At 74.0% G+C, this 17396-nt stretch carries 12 protein-coding genes and 1 tRNA gene; 5 read left to right on the top strand and 8 right to left on the bottom strand.

Annotated features, from left to right (window positions below; genetic code table 11):
• Nucleotides 1-24: 24 nt before the first annotated feature.
• A complete protein-coding gene (locus BLW47_RS13485; RefSeq protein WP_091556762.1) occupies nt 25-2838 on the bottom strand; it encodes an AfsR/SARP family transcriptional regulator in 2814 nt (937 codons plus the stop codon).
• 293 nt (nt 2839-3131) lie between these two features.
• Between BLW47_RS13485 and BLW47_RS13480 the strand changes: the two genes are divergently transcribed.
• Nucleotides 3132-3329, top strand: coding sequence for a hypothetical protein (locus BLW47_RS13480; RefSeq protein ID WP_091556206.1), 198 nt, complete (start codon nt 3132-3134; stop codon nt 3327-3329).
• 72 nt (nt 3330-3401) lie between these two features.
• On the opposite strand, the gene BLW47_RS13475 is transcribed toward BLW47_RS13480, so the two are convergent.
• Together BLW47_RS13475 and BLW47_RS25800 are read right to left on the bottom strand one after the other, a co-directional pair.
• Nucleotides 3402-4073 (bottom strand): excalibur calcium-binding domain-containing protein, encoded by a 672-nt coding sequence (locus BLW47_RS13475; RefSeq protein ID WP_091556204.1) that lies wholly within the window; start codon nt 4071-4073, stop codon nt 3402-3404.
• 341 nt (nt 4074-4414) lie between these two features.
• Entirely contained in the window at nt 4415-4543 is a 129-nt protein-coding gene (locus BLW47_RS25800) for a hypothetical protein (protein WP_281247264.1), read from the bottom strand.
• A gap of 632 nt (nt 4544-5175) precedes the next feature.
• Between BLW47_RS25800 and BLW47_RS13470 the strand changes: the two genes are divergently transcribed.
• Nucleotides 5176-6966, top strand: a complete 1791-nt coding sequence (locus BLW47_RS13470) for a bifunctional metallophosphatase/5'-nucleotidase (RefSeq protein ID WP_091556202.1) — start codon at nt 5176-5178, stop codon at nt 6964-6966.
• A 50-nt stretch (nt 6967-7016) separates the two neighbouring features.
• Here BLW47_RS13470 and BLW47_RS13465 read toward each other — a convergent pair whose 3' ends face one another.
• A complete protein-coding gene (locus BLW47_RS13465) occupies nt 7017-8558 on the bottom strand; it encodes a cache domain-containing protein (RefSeq protein ID WP_175543622.1) in 1542 nt (513 codons plus the stop codon).
• Between the two features lie 150 nt (nt 8559-8708).
• On the opposite strand from BLW47_RS13465, the gene BLW47_RS13460 reads away from it, so the two are divergent.
• Together BLW47_RS13460 and BLW47_RS13455 are read left to right on the top strand one after the other, a co-directional pair.
• Nucleotides 8709-9365: a DUF4142 domain-containing protein gene (locus BLW47_RS13460; protein ID WP_091556199.1), complete on the top strand. Its 657-nt coding sequence runs from the start codon at nt 8709-8711 to the stop codon at nt 9363-9365.
• Between the two features lie 71 nt (nt 9366-9436).
• Nucleotides 9437-10789: an MFS transporter gene (locus BLW47_RS13455; protein ID WP_091556760.1), complete on the top strand. Its 1353-nt coding sequence runs from the start codon at nt 9437-9439 to the stop codon at nt 10787-10789.
• Nucleotide 10790: 1 nt separating this feature from the next.
• Here the strand turns inward: BLW47_RS13455 and BLW47_RS13450 are convergent, their stop codons facing one another.
• Nucleotides 10791-13082 (bottom strand): putative bifunctional diguanylate cyclase/phosphodiesterase, encoded by a 2292-nt coding sequence (locus tag BLW47_RS13450; protein WP_245736620.1) that lies wholly within the window; start codon nt 13080-13082, stop codon nt 10791-10793.
• A gap of 144 nt (nt 13083-13226) precedes the next feature.
• Between BLW47_RS13450 and BLW47_RS13445 the strand changes: the two genes are divergently transcribed.
• Nucleotides 13227-14018: a GAF domain-containing protein gene (locus BLW47_RS13445; RefSeq protein ID WP_091556756.1), complete on the top strand. Its 792-nt coding sequence runs from the start codon at nt 13227-13229 to the stop codon at nt 14016-14018.
• 53 nt (nt 14019-14071) lie between these two features.
• Here the strand turns inward: BLW47_RS13445 and selB are convergent, their stop codons facing one another.
• The 3 genes from selB to BLW47_RS25110 all read right to left on the bottom strand — a co-directional run bounded on the left by selB (nt 14072) and on the right by BLW47_RS25110 (nt 17332).
• Nucleotides 14072-15826, bottom strand: coding sequence for a selenocysteine-specific translation elongation factor (gene selB, locus BLW47_RS13440; RefSeq protein WP_091556197.1), 1755 nt, complete (start codon nt 15824-15826; stop codon nt 14072-14074).
• Nucleotide 15827: 1 nt separating this feature from the next.
• The gene (gene selA, locus BLW47_RS13435) at nt 15828-17141 is read right to left on the bottom strand and encodes an L-seryl-tRNA(Sec) selenium transferase (RefSeq protein WP_091556195.1); all 1314 of its coding nucleotides are present in this window, start codon (nt 17139-17141) and stop codon (nt 15828-15830) included.
• 97 nt (nt 17142-17238) lie between these two features.
• Nucleotides 17239-17332: transfer RNA gene (locus BLW47_RS25110), tRNA-Sec, on the bottom strand.
• Nucleotides 17333-17396 lie beyond the last annotated feature (64 nt).

Here is a 17396-nt window from a genome sequence, read left to right as displayed (position 1 = left end):
TCGACGGCGCCGCGCGGCCGGCGATCACACGGCCGACAGGCGCAGTGCGCCGCCGCCCGTCGGCGTGCCGTCGAGCTTCGCCCGCACCTGCGCCGCGTTGGCGTGGCCGAGCTGGTCCAGGATCGTCAGCGCGTCGTGCCAGGCCCGGCACGCCCCGTCGAGATCGCCGGCCAGCTGGTGGACGTCTCCGAGGTTCGTGAGCGTCTCCGCTTCGAGGAACCGCTCCCCCACCTCGCGGAACAGCCGCAGCGCGCGCTCGTAACACGCGATGGCCCGCCTGTGCCGGCCGAGGTGGGCGTACGCGTACCCGACGGTGTCCCATGCGGAGCCCTCGGCGTGCCGGTCGCCGAACTTCCGCAGCAGCGGAAGCGCCCGTTGCGCGCAGGCGAGGCTGCGCCGGTAGTCGCCGAGCAGCGCGTGGCACCAGCCCACCCCGTTGAGCGCCTCCGCCTCCCCGTTGCCGTGCCCGGCGGCGACGTACAGGGCGAGCGCCTTCTCGGCGTGCCGCAACGCCTCGGCGTACGCCCGGCGGTGCTCCAGCACGATGGCGAGGCCGTGGTGTGCACGCGCGTGACCGGGCAGGTCGCCGAGCTGTTCGGCGAGCACGACCGCCCGCCGCAGATGCGTCTCGGCGTCCTCGTGCCGTCCGAGCCGGAATATCGCCCGGGCGAGGCCGCGGTGCGAGCTGGCCTGGCCGACGAGGTCGCCGGTGCGGCAGACGGCGTCGAGCGCGACGCGGTGCACGACGGCCTGGTCGTGCCAGTGGCCGCGGCGGTTCGAGTAGGAGGTGATGCTCCAGGCCAGCTGCCAGGTGTGGGTGGCGAGATCGGCGTCGGCCGCCCGCGCGACGGCGTCTGTCAGCGCACCGTGTTCGGTCGCGAACCAGGCCAGCGCGGCACCGGGGTCGGTGATCGGCACGGTGACGACGCCGGGCCGCGGCGGGCACAGGGTGATCGGTTCCCGGTGCGGTTCCAGCAGCCGGGCGGCGCCGTACGCGGTGTGCAGGTAATGATCGAGCACCCGGTGCAGCGCGGCGTGCCGCGCGACGGCGGTGTCGGTCGCGACGGTGAGTTCGGCCGCGTACGCGCGGAGCAGGTCGTGCAGGGTGTACCGGCCGACGGCGCAGGCGCTGACGAGGTGCGCGCGGGTGAGTTCGGCCAGGACCGGGACGACCTCGGGCACGGGCACGCCGACGAGGCTGGCGGCCGCCGGTACCGCGATCTCCGCGCCGGGGTGCAGCCCCAGCAGCCGGAACAGCTGGGCGGCGCGCGGGCTCAGCGACCGGTACGACCAGGAGAAGACGCTCCGGACGTCACAGCTCGCATCCCCGCCGTCGAAGGCGTCGAGGCCGCCGGCGGCGTCGCGCAGCTCGCGGGCGAGCCCACTCAACGGCAGCAGCGGCTGGGTGGCGGCGCGCGCGGCCACCACGGCCAGCGCCAGCGGCAGCCGGGCGCAGTGGGTGATCACCTCGTCGAGGGCGTCCGGTTCGGTGACCGCGCACCGCGCGCCGAGCCGGCGGACGAGCAGCTGCCGCGATTCGGTCGCGCTGAGCAGCTGCAGGGCGATCGGGCGGGCCCCCTCGACCGCGACCAGGCCGGTGAGCTGGTCACGGCTGGTCACCACCACCAGGCATCCCGGGGCGCCGGGGAGCAGCGGACGCACCTGCTCGGCGTCGCGGGCGTTGTCCAGGATGACCAGGACGCGTCTGCCGGCGAGCAGACTGCGGTAGAGGCCCACCCGCGCCTCCTGGCCGGCCGGGACCCGGTCGGGCGGCACCGCCAACGCCTCCAGGAATCCCCGCACCGCTTCCGCCGGCGGCAGCGGCGTGCCGCTCGGATCGAACCCCCGCAGGTTGACGTAGAGCTGCCCGTCCGGGAAGCGCTCGGCGACCCGGTGCGCCCAGTGCACGGCGAGCGTGGTCTTGCCGACGCCCGCGGTGCCGGAGAGCGCCACGATCGGCAGCGCGGTCGGGTACTCCCCCGCCCCGGCCAGGACCTCGTCGAGAAGCGCCAGCTCGCGGTCCCGACCGGCGAAGCCCGGTACGTCCGGCGGCAGCAGCGCGGGCGCCTCCGGGCCGGTCGGCACCGCCGGGGGCGTGCGCGCCGGATCCGCCGCACCCCCGCGCAGGATCATGGCGTGCACGTCCCGCAGCTCCGGTCCGGGGTCGGCGCCGAGCTGCTCGACCAGCGACTGCCGGGTCACGGCGTAGTGTTCCAGCGCCTGAGCGGCGTTGCCGCTGGCGTACAACGCCCGCATCAGCGCCACGGCGAGCGGCTCGGCCAGCGGGTACTCGTCGATCAACTGGGTCAGCGGGCCGACCACCGCTGCCGCGTTGCCCAACCGCAGCTCCGCCTGCGCCCAGGTCACCGCCGCGTCGAGGCGCAGCTGCCGCCAGCCCTCGCGGCTGCGGTCCGCCCAGTCGCCGCCGATGTCACCCAGCGGTGTGCCACGCCACAGTGTCAGGGCGCGCCGCGACAGCGAGGACCGGTCGGTGTCCGTACGGCGCGGGTCGTGGGCGGCGGCCAGCAGCGAACGGAACCGGTGGAGGTCGACGAGGTCGGCGTCGGCGTCGAGCAGGTACCCGCCGGACCGGCGCACGAGACGGCCGCCGGACTCGGCCAGGGCCTGGCGGAGCCGGGCGATGTAGACGTACAGGGCGTGCCGGGCGCGCTGCGGCGGGTGCTCGCCCCAGATCCGATCGACCAGATCGTCGACGAGGACCGGCCGGCCGACGTCGACCGCGATCGCGGCCAGCACGGCGCGCTGGCGCGGTGGCCCGATCTCCACCTGCCGCCCCGCCGCCCACACCTCGACGGGCCCCAGTACCCGAATCTCCATGAACACCCCGTTTCCGGCGCGCCGTCGAGGCCTGGTGCCGCCACGCCGCTTCGGCGGCACCGCACCGTCAACAACCCGCTCCAGCAACGAAGCTGAAAGTAATACATGTACATCTGTCAGTCATCAGGGTTCCGCCCCGACGGCCCACGCGGCCGAACAGCGCGTTAAGGATTCGGCAGGGATTCGGCAGTCGCCGCCGTCGAGACTCGGCGGTGGACACCCGCGGACCTTCCGTCCGGCGCCCGGCGATCCGTCCCCATCGGTGGTCGCCGCCCCTACCGAAAGGGAACAGCATGCCGAAGAAGGCACTGACCCTGTCCGCGCGCACGCTCGGCCTGGCCGCCGCCGAGGTGGCGGTGCCGAACACCTTCGAGTCGCTGCTGCGCCGGCACGCGGAGCTGCTGCCGGAGGCGCAACGCGCGGAGCTGAACCGGCTCGCGGGGTCCCGGGCGGCGGCGCTACGCCGCGCCCAGCAGGTGGCACAGCGGTAGGACGACGATCGGGGGACCGCTGGCACGGCCCTCGCCTGCCGGGTACAGACCCGGCGGCGAGGGCCGTTAGCGTCACTCGCAGCCGACGCCGTCGCCGTCGCGATCGAGGTGGGAGCCGTAGCCCGGATCGCCGCGGCGAATGGGGGCGGCACCGGCCGCCCGGACCGCCGCGCAGTTCCGGTACTGGACGCTGTCGGTGGAGCCGCCGCCGGCCGGCCGGTTCCCCGAATCCGGCTCGCAGGCGACCCCGTCGCCGTCGCGGTCCAGGCCGGCGCGGTAGCCCGGCGCGCCCCGGCGCAGCGGCGCCTTCCCGGCCGCGCGCACCGCGTCGCAGTTGCGGTAGTAGACCGATCGCGGGGAGCTGGTGGTCCTGCGGGGCGCCGCCGACGTCGTGGTGGCGGCCGGGGTCGGGGTGGCGGCCCGGGCGCGGGTCGGCGACCCGCTCGGCGACGGGGTGGCGGTGGGAGTGGAGTCGACGAGCCGAGCGGAATCGCTGACCACTGTGGAGGGATCAGCCTTCGACTCCGCGGCGGGGTCGTCGCCGAACACGCCGATCGCGGTGAAGCCGCCACAGCAGCAGAGCACCAGCGGCACGGCGAGCAGCAGCAGCGCCCGCGGTACCGGGGGGATTCGCTTCCACCAGCCGCCGGTGGGCGTCGGCGGAGCGGGGTACGACGGCGCCGCGGGGGCGGGCGGGACCGGTTGCCGGCCCCGCCAAGGGTCCTGGGCATCGGGATACTTCATTTGCGGAATTCTGTCGATGGGAACAGCGCGCCCACATCCGCCGATCTGATCACGCACGGCGAGCGGGTCGCTCTTTCCCGTCACCAGATCATCGCTCCGGCCTCACCGACGCATCGACGCACGCCACCTGAACGGACCGCCATCACCGATGATCGGAGACCCGATCGTGGGTGCGGGTGCATCTGTTGTCCTTATAGCGACAACAGATGCATCCACACTGTGCCGCGGATGCGTTATTCGGCCGGCATTGCCGCCATTCACGTTCACCGCCGACCGGCGCGCGCCCAACCCTCGCCCCCGGTCGGCTCCGAAGCCGAGGGCCGGCGTTCCGCCGCACCCCATCACGTCGGCACGCAACCGTTCACCGCCGTGATCAGGGCGGCGAGTCCCCCGAGCAGGGCCGCCAACGCATAGATCGTGGTGTTCCCGTTCTGCCACCGCGTGGATTCGGATGGTTCGGGCTTCTCCATTGCGTCACCCCCCTTCGGTCGTTAACTCCTGAGGTGGCAACGGCAGCGGAAGAGGTCGACGCAGAGCCGCGCATCGAATTTCTCCCGCTTAGTCCCGAACACAGCCTATGATCGCTTAGCGTCATTTCATAGATACGCTACGTATAGACGACATTTAGACATTCGCCCCAGACAGCCTGGTGCGGGATTCTTGGGTGATCCACCCCGTCCGGATGACAAATTTCCGTCGACGCGGAAGGCGCTTGTCCGCCTAAATTAGACAATTCGCCCGGCGATCGCCGGAAGGCCACGGCTGCGCGGCGAGCGAGCGACGCCGCGATCAGCTCCTCCAGCACGCCGAGATCGACCTTGTCGAGGCGCGTGAGGTAGCGGCACGACCTGCCGGTGGAGTGCGGGCCCGGCCGGGCGAGCGCCGCTCGTGACCGGCGAAGCCGTCCATGAGATGGACGGTCAGCGCCGCCTTGCGCGGCGAGAACCCCACCACGGGCCAGGCCAGCTCGCGGCGAAGCGACCCAGCTGCATATCGTGATGCAGCTGTGACACCGCGAGGTGATCTCCCGGCGGCGCGGGACGGACCGCTATGGTGCGCTCGTCGCTCACGAGGCGCACACGACCTCAAGGAAAGGCTCGTCATGACACCTCCCCCCGGCCCGTCTCGGCGCCAGGTCCTCGCCGTCGCCGCTGCCGCCGCGGCCGCGCCTCTGGTTGCCGCCGCCCCGGCGCGGGCTCACGCGCCGGCCCAGCCGAAGACCTACGACCTGACCGTGCTCGGTACTTCCGACACGCACGGCAACGTCTACAACTGGGACTACTACAAGGACGCCGAGTACGACGACAGCCGGCAGAACGATGTCGGCATCGCGAAGCTGGCGACGCTGGTCAACCAGATCCGTGCCGAGCGGCGCGGCAGGGCGACCCTGGTGCTGGACGCCGGCGACACCATCCAGGGCACGCCGCTGGCGACCTACTACGCCAAGCAGGAGCCGATCACGACCACCGGGGAGAAGCACCCGGTGGCGCGGGCCATGAACGTCATCGACTACGACGCCGTGACGCTGGGCAACCACGAATTCAACTACGGGCTGCCGCTGCTGAACCTGTGGATCCGGCAGCTCGGTTTCCCGGCGCTGGCCGCCAACGCCGTCAACGCGACCAGCGGGCGCCCGGCCTTCCTGCCGTTCGTCGTGAAGAAGGTGTCGCTCGGCAAGGGGGCGCCGACGCTGCGGGTCGGCATCCTCGGCCTGACCAACCCCGGCGTCGCGATCTGGGACAAGGGCAACGTCGAGGGCAAGCTCCGCTTCGAGGACATGGTCTCGACGGCGGCCAGGTGGGTGCCGGTGATGCGGCGTCTCGGCGCCGACATCGTGCTGGTCTCCGCGCACGGCGGCGACAGCGGGACCTCCAGCTACGGCCCGGAACTGCCCAACGAGAACCCGTCGGCGCTCATCGCCGAGCGCGTGCCGGGGATCGACGCGATCCTGATGGGCCACGCCCACGCGGAGATCGTGGAGAAGTTCGTCACCAACACCACGACCGGCGACAAGGTGCTGCTCACCGAGCCGTCGAAGTGGGGCCAGCGGCTGAGCCGGATGGACTTCACGCTGGCGCGGGAGAACGGCCGCTGGAAGATCACCAGCAAGCGGGCGTCGATGCTGAACACCAACACGGTGGTCGAGGACCCGGCCGTGCTGGCCGCGGTGCGGGCGCAGCACGCCAAGACGGTCGCCTACGTCAACCAGGTGGTGGCGACGTCGACGGTGGAGCTGTCCGCGGCGGAGTCCCGCTACAAGGACACGCCGATCCTCGACTTCATCAACAAGGTGCAGACCGACACGGTCACCGCCGCGCTGGCCGGCACGCAGTACGCGAAGCTGCCGGTGCTGTCGGTCGCCGCGCCGTTCAGCCGTACCGCGGTTTTCCCGGCCGGCGAGGTGAAGATCCGCGACGTGGCCGGGCTGTACGTCTTCGACAACACCCTCGAGGCCGTCGTGCTCAGCGGCGCGGAAGTGAAGGCGTACCTGGAGTACTCCGCGAAGTACTTCCGGACCTTCGGCCCCGGCGCCCCGATCGACCCGGCGCAGATCAGCGACCCGGCCGTGCCGGACTACAACTACGACATCATCTCCGGGCTCGACTACGACATCGACATCAGCAAGCCGGTCGGGCAGCGCATCACCCGGCTGGTGCACCCGGACACCGGGGCGCCGGTCGGTGACACCGCGCAGTTCGTCGTCGCGGTGAACAACTACCGGCGCAGCGGCGGCGGGGCGTTCCCCGGCATCGTGAAGACGCAGGTGTACAACGAGCAGCAGGAGATCCGCCAGCTGCTCATCGACTGGGCGCAGGCCAGGGGCGCCATCGACCCGGCCGACTTCTACGTGCCGAACTGGAAGCTGGTCCGCGAGGGCGTGCCGGTCTTCTGACGCCACGACGGCGGTGGTCGGCGCTCGCCGCGCCGGCCACCGCCACCGCGCTAGCCCTGCCGGAGCTGACTGAGCAGCACGCCGAAGTCGCCGCGCAGCCGGTCGGCCTCCGCGGACAGCTCGCCGGAGAGCTGCTGGATCCGGTGCGCCACCTGCCCCGTCGCCTCGGCGGAGCCCCGCACGCTCGCGCCCTCGCTGTCGCCACCGGCGATCGCGGCCGCGACCTCCCGGGTGCTGCTGCCGAGCCGCTCCACGGTGTCCGCCATCCGGTCCATGACCCGCGCCGCCTCCTGCGAGGTGCTCTGGATCGACTCGATCTCCCGGGCGATCTCGTCGGTGGCCCGCGAACTCTGCTGGGCGAGCTCCTTCACCTCGCCGGCCACCACCGCGAAACCCTTGCCGATCTCGCCGGCACGGGCCGCCTCGATGGTGGCGTTCAGCGCCAACAGGTTCGTCTGGGCGGCGACCTTGCGGATCACCTCGACCACCCCGCCGATCGTGTCGGCGGCGGTGGTCAGCCCGTTCACCGTGCCGCTGGCGTCGGTCGCCTCGGCGGCGGCGCGGCCCGCCACGTCGGAGGACTCGCCGGCCAGGTGCGAAATCTCGCGTACGGTGCCGACCAGCTGCCCGGTGGTGTCGCCGAGCTCGGCCGCGCCGCGCTGCATCGCCTCGACCGCCTCCTTCAGCCGGCCCGCCACGGTGTCGACCGTGGCCTCCAACCGGTCGGCGACGTCGTCGGCGGCCCGGCGCTTCTCCGCCTCGGCCTGGGCGCGCATGCGGTCGCGCTCCTCGGCCAGCGCCTGCCGCTCGGCGAGTCCGTCGCGCAGTACGCCCAGCGCGGCGCTCATCCGGCCGAGCTCGCCGCGACCGGGCGACGGCAGCGCCACGTCGAGCTGGCCGTCGGCGAGCCGCCGGGTGGCCAGGGTCAACGAGCGCACCGGGCGGGTGATGCTCAGGCCGACGAGCACCAGCACCACGGCCACGCCGAGCATGATGGCACCGGTCTGCACCATCACGTCGCGCTCGTGCGCGGCGATCGCGGCATGCATGTCGTCGATGTAGATGCCCGTGCCGACGACCCAGCCCCACGGCTCGAAGCCGGCGACGTACGTGAGCTTGTCCACCGGGGCGTCGTGTCCGGGTTTCGGCCACTGGTAGTCCACGAAGCCCGCCCCCTCGGCGCGGACCACCTTCACGAACTCCACGAAGAGCAGCTTGCCGTTGGGATCGGCGTTGGTGGAGAGGTCCTTGCCGTCGAGCTCCGGCTTCATGGGGTGCATGACCATCACCGGGTGCATGTCGTTGACGAAGAAGTAGTCGTCGGCGCCGTACCGCATCGCCTTGAGCGCGGTCAACGCCGCGCGTTGCGCCTGCTCCGTCGTCATCGTGCCGTTCTGGGTGGCCGCGTGGTAGCCGGCGATCACCGAGGTGGCGCTCTCCACCAGCGCCCGGACCTTCGCCTTCCGCGACTCCAACTCCATCGGTGCGACCTCGGCGAGCCGGGCCGCCCCCATGGCCAGCAGGCCGGCGATGGCCACCCCCGCCACGACCGCCAGCTTGACGAAGATTCCCACGTTCAACAGCCGCCGCATCTCGCACCCTCCTTTGGGCTCATTACGCACCCGATCGGCAACGGAGCAGCCGACGTGAGGAGAAACACCGGGCCTGACGGCGGGTCGGCCCGGCATAGCCGCCGGCGGGTCGGGTAAGCGCGCACCCCGACGAGTCACAGGGGGACGCGGATGTCTCGGCTAGCCCTTTCCGGGTTCGGCGCCGTCCTGGCGGCGCTCGCCCTGCTGCCCGGCACGGCCACGCCGGCGGCCGCCGCGCCGCACGGCGTGCCGGAGCAGGACCGGCAGTTCCTGCGCGCCGCGCACCAGGGGCACCTGGCGGTGATCGAAGCCGGCAAGCTCGCGGAGCAGAAGGCGACCAACATGCCGATCCGGGACTTCGGGATCCGGCTGGTCGGCGACCACGGCGACCTCGATCGGAAGCTGGGCACGGCGGCGTCGCGGCTGCGCGTGTCGCTGCCGGGCGCGCCGACCGAGACCCAGCAGGCCGCGCTCGACAAGTTGCGCGGCGCCGAGGGTACGGAGTTCAACGCGCAGTTCGTGCTCACCCAACAGGAGGAGCACCTGCGGTTGCGCCAGTCGGCGGAGATGGAGCTTTCCAGCCGCTCCTCCGACTCGCGCGCGAAGCGGGTCGCCAAGCAGTCGCTGCCGGTCATCCAGTCGCACGAGGACGCGCTGCGGGACCTGGCGCAGAGCCTCGGCATGACCACCGGCAGCACGGCGACGCCCGCAACGAGCCCGACCGACGTGCCACCGCCACCGCCGGGCGCCACACCGCCACCGCCGCCGGACGCCACACCGCCACCTCCCCGGCCGACCCGGCGGTGACCCGTCCGGCCGACCGTGGCGGCGTGGCGCGGCGCTGGCCGGGGGTGGCGGTGGGTATCTCGGCGACCTTCATGACCCTGCTGGACGTCAGCATCGTCAACGTCGCGATCCCCTCTGTGCAGGCTGCGCTGCAGGCGAACGCCAGCGAGCTGCAATGGGTGCTCTCCGGGTACGCGCTGACCTTCGGGCTGGTGCTGGTGCCCGCCGGGCGGTTCGGTGACGCGCACGGCCGGCGCGGGGCGTTCGTCGTCGGGATCGCCGTGTTCACCCTGGCCAGCGCGGCCGCCGGGCTGGCCTGGTCCCCCGGCGCGCTGATCGCCGCCCGGCTCGTGCAGGGCGCCGCGGCCGGGGTGGTCAGCCCCCAGGTGTACGGCCTGATCCAGCAGCTGTTCACCGGCGCGGAACGGGGCCGGCCGTTCGGGGCGCTCGGCGCGACCGTCGGCATCTCCACCGCGATCGGACCGCTGCTCGGCGGAATGCTGATCCAGTTGGGCGGGGCGCAGGAGGGCTGGCGCTGGGTGTTCTACGTCAACGTCCCGGTCGGCATCGCCGCCGTCCTGCTCGGGTGGCGGCTGATCCCGCCGAACCCGGACGGCCGGCGACGGCGGCAGACCCTCGACCCGGTCGGCGTGCTGCTGCTCGGCCTCGGGGTGGTGCTCCTGCTGTTGCCGCTGGTACAGCAGCGGCAGTGGCAGACGCCGGTGAAGTGGCTGCTGGTGCCGGCCGGGGTCGCGGCGCTCGCCGGGTTCGCCGCGTGGGAACGCCGGTTCGCCCGCCGCGGGCAGCCGGTCTTCGATCTGTCCCTGTTCCGCGTGCGGTCGTACACCCTCGGCGCGGTCATCGCGCTGCTCTACTTCGCCGGCTTCACCTCGATCTTCTTCATCTTCAGCGTCTACCTGCAGAACGGTCTGCGCTACAGCGCGCTGGGGGCCGGCCTGGCGATCACGCCGTTCGCGGTCGGCTCCGCGCTGGCCGCCGCGCTCGGCGGCCGGATCGTCAACCGGTTCGGCCGCCCGCTGGTCGCCGTCGGGCTGGTGGTGGTCACCGCCGGGCTCGCCGCGACGGTCGTCGCGCTGCACTTCGTGCCCGGCCACGACGCGCCGCTGGCGACCGCCGCGCCGCTGCTGCTCGCCGGCCTCGGCAGCGGACTCGTGATCACCCCGAACCAGACGCTGACGCTGTCGGAGGTGCCACTGCCGCAGGCCGGCAGCGCGGCGGGCATGTTGCAGACCGCGCAGCGGATCGGCGCGGCGCTCGGCATCGCCGCGGTCAGCTCCGCGTTCTTCGCGGTGCTCGCCGCGACGCGGGGCGGCTGGTCGCGGGCGTTCCGGGACGGCCTGCTGATCGCGATCGGCTTCGTCCTGATCGCGCTCGCCGCGGCGGTCGCCGACATCGTCGCGGGGCGCCGCGCCGGGCGGACGTGAGTCAGGCGCCCGGTCGGAGGCCGAGGATCCACTCGTCGGGGTTGCCGGCGGATGCCGTGGACAGCAGCGCGCCGAGTTGCGCCGCCGGCATCGGCCGGGCGAAGTGGTAGCCCTGGGCCTGTGGGCAGTTCAGCTCCCGCAGCTGCCGGGCCTGCGCGGCGTCCTCCACGCCCTCGGCGACCGGCGACAGCCCGAAGGTGCGGGCGATCTGCAGCACGGCCCGGGCGACGGTCCCGCCGCCGGCGCCGGTCATGGCCTGCACGAACGATTTGTCGATCTTGAGGGAGTCGACCGGGAGCACCGCGAGGTGGTTGAGCGAGGAGTAGCCGGTGCCGAAGTCGTCGAGCGCGATGCGCACGCCGAGCTCCCGCAGCGCCGCCAGGACCCGGGCGGCGCCGGGCACGTCGGTCAGCACGACCGTCTCGGTGAGCTCCAGCGTCAGCAGCCGGGCCGGGAATCCGGTCTCGGCGAGCGTGTCCCGCACCCGGGCGACCAGATCCGGATCGGTCAGCTGGCTGGCCGACAGGTTCACGTTCAGCTCGAACCCGGGGCGCGTCCGCTCCCACCCCACGCCCCGCGCGCACGCCTCGCGCAACACCCAGGCGCCGAGCTCCGGCAGCAGACCGATCGACTCCGCGAGGTCCAGGAACGCCGGCGGAGCGAGCACACCGAGCCGCGGATGCCGCCAGCGCAGCAGCGCCTCCACGCCGACGATCACTTCCCCGTCGAGCGCGACGATCGGCTGGTAGTACAGCTCGAACTCGCCGCGCGGCAGCGCCTGCCGCAGCTCCGTCTCCCGCTGCCGGCGGTCGAAGTCCGCCGCGTGCAGCGCCGGGTCGAACCGGCACAGCCGGCCCTTGCCGTCCGCCTTCGCCTGGTAGAGCGCGAGATCGGCGTGGCTCAGCAGCGTGTCGACGTCCTCGGATCGTCCGCGCGCGACCGCGAGCCCCGCGCTGGCGTGCACGGCGAGCGGCCGGCCGGCGGCCGGCAGCGGCACCGCGAGCTCCCCCAGGATGGCCGCCGCGGTGGCATCGGCCTCCGCCGGATCCGCCAGCTCGGTCAGGAGTACGACGAACTCGTCGCCGCCGAGCCGCGCCACCAGGCCGTTGTCGCGGACGCCGGCGCGCAGCCGGTCCGCCACCGCGGTCAGCAGCTCGTCGCCGGCCGCGTGGCCCAGCGTGTCGTTGACGTCCTTGAAGCCGTCAAGGTCGAACAGAATCACCCCGGTCGCGGCGTCGTCGCGGGCGGTGGCGAGCGCGTCGGACGCCCGGGCGATGAACTTGGTGCGGTTGGCCAGCCCGGTCAGCGCGTCGTGGTACGCCTGGTACTCCAGCCGTTCCCGCTGCTCGCCCAGGTCACGCAGGAGCGTCTGGTTCGTCCGCAGGCTCAGGTACTGCCGGACGATGACGATGCCCCCGGTGCCGAGCAACACCCAGAGCAGCACCGCCGGCAGCGTGCCGGTGGTGGTCAGCACCCCGACCGCCAGGCCGAACCCGATCGCCACGGGGGCGAACGGCAGCAGCGCCCACGGGCCGCCGTACTGGTCCTCGATGGAGCTCGGCGGCGGCAGGGGGTACCGGCTGGCGAGGGCGGCGAGCATGGTGGCGACGACGAAACCCGCCGCGCCGCCCCACGCGTACGACGAGCGCCCCTCCCCCCGGTTGTAGAGATCCACCAACGTGCTCATCGCGAACAGCAGCATCGCGACGGCGAGGAACGTCAGCGCCTGCGACCCGCGTGGCACGCTGCGGGACAGCAGAACGATGGCGATCGCGGCGGTGCCGAGCTCCAGCGCCGGCACCAGCAGGATGAGCCCGACCAGCCGCGGGTCCGCCGACGCGACCGCGCGCTCGATGACCAGGTGCCAGGCGACGAAGAACAGCGCACCGAAGATCATCGCGCCGTCGATGAAGCGGCGCAGGCGCACGGCCGCGCCGGCGGCGGCCGGCGAGAGGAGCAGCAGCGCCGCGGGAGCGGCGCAGAGCGCCAGCAGACCGGCGACGAGGTCGAACCAGGCGGACGGGACGACGCCGGCGGTGTCGGCCGCCACGTAGAGGGCGAGCTGGAGCGTCCATGCGCCCAGGGAGAGCGCGGCGAGGGCCCGACCGACCCGCTCGCGTCCGCGCGCGACCCGCGCCTGCCGCCCGTAGCCGAGCGCGGCGTAACCCGCGATGGCGGTCAGCAGCACCCCGACGGTGATGTTCCCGATCCGGGTCGGCAGCCAGTGCGCGGCGGCCTGCGCGGCGGCGCCCACGGTGACGACCACCGCGACCCGCAGTCCGGTCCCCGCCATACGCACACCTCCGTTTCGCCTGATCGGTCGCGTCCGCGCGGAGCTGAGGGGTTCACCCGACGCCGGCCGGCGGTGTGACGCTGATCAAAAAGGGGTATGGTCGCGGGCGGCCCGGACACACACGGCAGCAGTGAGGGGACCGAGATGAGCACCGACGTGGTGGGCGAGGACCGGCTCGCGGCGGTACGCCGGTACGAGATCCTCGACACCCCCCGGGACGGCGCCTTCGACCCGGTCGCGCGGATCGCGGCGACGGTCTTCGGGACCCCGATCGCCACCGTGACCATCGTGGACGCCGACCGGGTGTGGTTCGCCGCCTGTGAAGGGCTGGACGGGGTCAGCCAGATCGGCGTCGAGCCGGGGCTGTGCGCGTCGGCGGTCCTGCAGGACGGCCCGTACGTGGTCAACGACGCCGCGGTCGACCCCCGTACCATCGATCATCCGCTGGTGCGGGGCGCGCTGGGTCTGCGGTTCTACGCCGCGGCGCCGATCACGACCCGCGACGGGCACCGGCTGGGCACGGTCAACGTCATCGACAGCGAGCCCCGCGAGGTCACGCCCGCACAGGCCGCCGTCCTCTCCGAGCTCGCCGCCGTGGTGATGCAGCAGCTGGAGCTGCGGCTGTCGGCGATCCGGGCGGTGCGCGCCGAACGGGAGCTGCGCGCCGAGGCCGACGAGCGGGCCGAACGCGCGGCGCGCCTCGCCGAGCAGATGCGGGTCGCCGCCGCCGCGGCGAGCGCGCGGGAGCACCCGAGCGCGTGCGAGCTGGGCGGCCGACGGCCATGCGCGAAGCCGGCGGAGCTCAAGGTCGCCGACTCGTGGGGCGATTCGGCCTGGGCGTGCACCGCGCACGCCGAGGAGGTGATCCTGCAGGTGCCGTCGGTGTTCGTGGCCGACGAGGCGCTCGGCGGGCTCGCCGCGTACGTGCGGCGCTAACGAACCGCCGTCAGGAAGGCACCTTCCTGCGCTGAATGCGACAGACGGCGTCCCTACGCGACGGTGCGGGTGGCGTCGTCGCCGCGGCGGGTGGCGCCGCGCCGATCGAGAAGCTCCAGCAGCGGCACGGCCACCCGCCGGGTCGTGTCCAGCGCCTGCCGGGCCTGGCTGAGCGTAAACGGCTGCGGCAGCCGGGCCAGCACCCGCACCGCCTCGTCGGGCGCGCCGGGCAGCAGCACGACGCCGTCGGCGACCCGCAGCAGCGCCCCCGCGCGCACGGCCGCGCCGATCTCACGCGGGCCGAGTCCGAGCTCCGCGAGCCGGGCCGCCTCCGGGGCGTGGAACGGGCGCTCGGTGAGATGGACGCGAACCCGCTCGACGGCGCGGGCCACCGACTCGGGGAGCCCGCCGGCGGCACCGGCGACGGAGACCCGTCCGGCCCGGGTGATCAGCGGCGCCGCGACCAGCGCCTCCACGAGCGCGCGGTCCGGCAGCCCCAGCGCGTGCCGCAGCGCCTCGACCGGGGCGCCGGCCGCCAGCGGCTGATCGCGGGCGTGCCGGGTCACCTCGGCGACCAGCCGGCGGCGCAGCTCGCGCCAGTGATCCGGGTCGGCGAGCCAGTCGCCGGCCACCGGCGCGGTCGTCACGGGCACCCCCATCCGGGTCAGCTCGCCGCGGCGCATCAGCCCGCGCCGGCGCAGCTCGTCGCGCTCGTCCGGGCGGCCGTCCATCCCGGCGAGGATGACCGCCCGGTTCGCGGCCGCCCCGCGCCGCGACAGCGGCGGCGGTACGACGTCGAGCACGGTCACACCGCCGGCGACGTGGTGCCGTCCCGGGTCACGCAGCAGCGCGCGGTCGCCGACGCGCAGCGGCAGCGGTCGGGACAGCCGGAGCCGGGCGGTGTCGACGCCGAGCGGACGCACCCGCGCGGTGACCGCCGCGGACCCGACGTGCAGCATCACCGCCGCCGGCAGCTCGGCGACCGGGTCGCCGTGCAGCCGGACGTCGATCAGCTCGGTGGTCTGGAAATGACCGGGGCTCAGCAGCGCGTCGCCGCGGCGTACCTGGTCGCGTTCGACGCCGCGCAGGTTGACCGCGACCCGCGCCACCGCGGGCGCCGCCTCGACGCTGCGGCCCAGCGACTGCAGCCCGCGCACCCGCACCGTGCGCCCGGCGCCGGCCAGCTCCAGCTCGTCGCCGACCGCGAGCCGCCCGGCGCCGAGCGTGCCGGTCACCACCGTGCCGCTGCCGCGGATGGTGAAGCAACGGTCCACCCAGAGCCGCACCGGCGCCTCGGACCGCGGCGCGGGCAGCCGCGCCACGAGCCGGTGCAGGGCGGCGCGCAGCTCGGGCAGGCCGCGGCCGGTGGCGCCGCTGACGGTCACCACCTCGACGTCGCCCAGCGACGTCTTGGCGATCTCGGCCTGTGCGCGTTCCGCGGCGGCGGCGGGATCGGCCAGGTCCGCACGGGTCACCGCGAGCAGCCCGTGCCGGACGTCGAGCGCGTCGAGGGCGGCGAGATGCTCGGCGGACTGCGGCATCCAACCACCGTCGGCGGCCACCACGATGAGCGCGGCCGGCACCGGGCCGACCCCGGTGAGCATGTTCGGCACGAACCGCTCGTGCCCGGGAACGTCAACGAACGCCACCGCCTCCCCGGTGGGCAGCGTGGTCCAGGCGAAGCCGAGGTCGATGGTCATGCCCCGCCGCCGTTCCTCGGCCCAGCGGTCCGGCTCCATCCCGGTCAGCGCGCGCACCAGCGTCGATTTGCCGTGGTCGACATGGCCGGCGGTGGCGACGACGTGCACGTCAGTCCCCCGTCCGCGGCAGCCGCAGCACGGCGTCGCGCACCGCGTCGTCCATCGTGGAGGGCACACAGCGCAGGTCGAGCAGGCAACGTCCCCGCTCCACCCGCCCGACCACCGGCGGCTCACCGAGGCGCAGCTGCGTCGCGTACCGCTCGGGCAGCGCCACCGCCCACGACGGCAGCTCCACGCCGGGCGCGCCGCCGCCGCCGACGACCGCGGCCGTCGGGACCACCTCGGCCTTGTGCCCGGCGGCGGAGAGCTCGTCGCGCAGCCGCTCAGCCCGTTCCCGCAGCTCCCCCGCTCCGGCGCGCAGCGCCTGCCGGGTCGGCGTCTCCGGTCCCTGCAGCGTCGCGTCGAGCGCGGCCAGCGTCAGCTTGTCCACCCGCAGCGCCCGGGCCAGCGGGTGCCGCCGCAGCCGCTCGACGAGCTCGGCGACGCCCAGCAGCAGCCCGGCCTGCGGGCCACCGAGCAGCTTGTCGCCGCTCGCCGTGACCAGCGCCGCGCCGGCCCGCAGCGCCGACGCCGCGTCGGGTTCGTCGGGCAGCAGCGGATCCGGGGCGAGCAGACCGGAGCCGATGTCGACGACGACCGGCGCGTCCAGCGTCGCCAACGCCGCCACCGGTACCGCGGAGGTGAAGCCCGAGACCACAAAGTTGGACGGGTGAACCTTGAGGATGAAACCGGTGCGCGGTCCGAGCGCGGCGGCGTAGTCGGCCAGGGTGGTCCGGTTGGTGGTGCCGACCTCGCGCAGCCGCGCCCCGGTGGACTCCAGCAGGTCGGGCAGGCGGAATCCGTCGCCGATCTCGACCAGCTCGCCCCGGCTGACGATGATCTCCCGGTCGGTGGCGAGCGCCGTCGCGGCGAGCACCAGCGCGGCGGCGCCGTTGTTGACCACGTGCACCGCCCCGGCGTCCGGGGTCGCGGCGGCGAGCGCCGCCATCGCGCCCCGGCCGCGCCGCGCCCGCCGGCCGGTGGTCAGGTCGAGTTCGACGTCGGTGTGCCCGGCGGCCGCGACCACCGCGTCGACCGCGGCGGCCGACAGCGGCGCGCGGCCGAGGTTGGTGTGCAGCACCACGCCGGTGGCGTTGATGACCGGCCGCAGCCCGCCGGGGGCCGCCGGCAGCGTCGCGAGCGCGGCGGCCGCGACCTCCTCGGGCGAGATCTCGCCGCGCCGGGCGCGCTCCTGTGCCGCGGCCACCGCCGCCTTCACCCGGGCGCGCCCCAGCGATCCCGCCGCGGCCACCAGCCGCGGGTCGGCGAGCAGCGCGTCGGTGCGGGGCACCCGCCGCCGGGGATCCGGCGCTCCGACCGCCATGCCTCACCTTCCACCGCCGTGCCGGCGGAACCCGCCGCCACCCGTGCCGACGGACCCTCCCGCCGCGCGTGCCGGCGGAAGGTTCCACTGTCGCCCAGCGGAGGCGGACGGGAATCGAACCCGCCTGGTCCGGATCCCGGGCCACACCGGTTTTGAAGACCGGGAGGGGCACCAGCCGCCTGAACGCCTCCAACCGCCTCTGACCTGCGAAAATGTTGCAGGCTAAGAAGCCATTGCCAGCCACCCTATCAACAT

Origin of the sequence: Micromonospora pattaloongensis, assembly GCF_900107255.1 — a bacterium.
GTDB classification, from domain to species: domain Bacteria; phylum Actinomycetota; class Actinomycetes; order Mycobacteriales; family Micromonosporaceae; genus Micromonospora_I; species Micromonospora_I pattaloongensis.
The sequence above is the reverse complement of the archived record's forward strand: the minus strand, read 5'-3'. Positions and strand labels throughout refer to the sequence as shown.

Coding starts and splice junctions, on each gene's coding strand:
- BLW47_RS13485 (WP_091556762.1), bottom strand. CDS start 2,838: ATGGAGATTCGGGTACTGGGGCCCGTCGAGGTGTGGGCGGCGGGGCGG.
- BLW47_RS13480 (WP_091556206.1), top strand. CDS start 3,132: ATGCCGAAGAAGGCACTGACCCTGTCCGCGCGCACGCTCGGCCTGGCC.
- BLW47_RS13475 (WP_091556204.1), bottom strand. CDS start 4,073: ATGAAGTATCCCGATGCCCAGGACCCTTGGCGGGGCCGGCAACCGGTC.
- BLW47_RS25800 (WP_281247264.1), bottom strand. CDS start 4,543: ATGGAGAAGCCCGAACCATCCGAATCCACGCGGTGGCAGAACGGGAAC.
- BLW47_RS13470 (WP_091556202.1), top strand. CDS start 5,176: ATGACACCTCCCCCCGGCCCGTCTCGGCGCCAGGTCCTCGCCGTCGCC.
- BLW47_RS13465 (WP_175543622.1), bottom strand. CDS start 8,558: ATGCGGCGGCTGTTGAACGTGGGAATCTTCGTCAAGCTGGCGGTCGTG.
- BLW47_RS13460 (WP_091556199.1), top strand. CDS start 8,709: ATGTCTCGGCTAGCCCTTTCCGGGTTCGGCGCCGTCCTGGCGGCGCTC.
- BLW47_RS13455 (WP_091556760.1), top strand. CDS start 9,437: ATGACCCTGCTGGACGTCAGCATCGTCAACGTCGCGATCCCCTCTGTG.
- BLW47_RS13450 (WP_245736620.1), bottom strand. CDS start 13,082: ATGGCGGGGACCGGACTGCGGGTCGCGGTGGTCGTCACCGTGGGCGCC.
- BLW47_RS13445 (WP_091556756.1), top strand. CDS start 13,227: ATGAGCACCGACGTGGTGGGCGAGGACCGGCTCGCGGCGGTACGCCGG.
- selA (WP_091556195.1), bottom strand. CDS start 17,141: ATGGCGGTCGGAGCGCCGGATCCCCGGCGGCGGGTGCCCCGCACCGAC.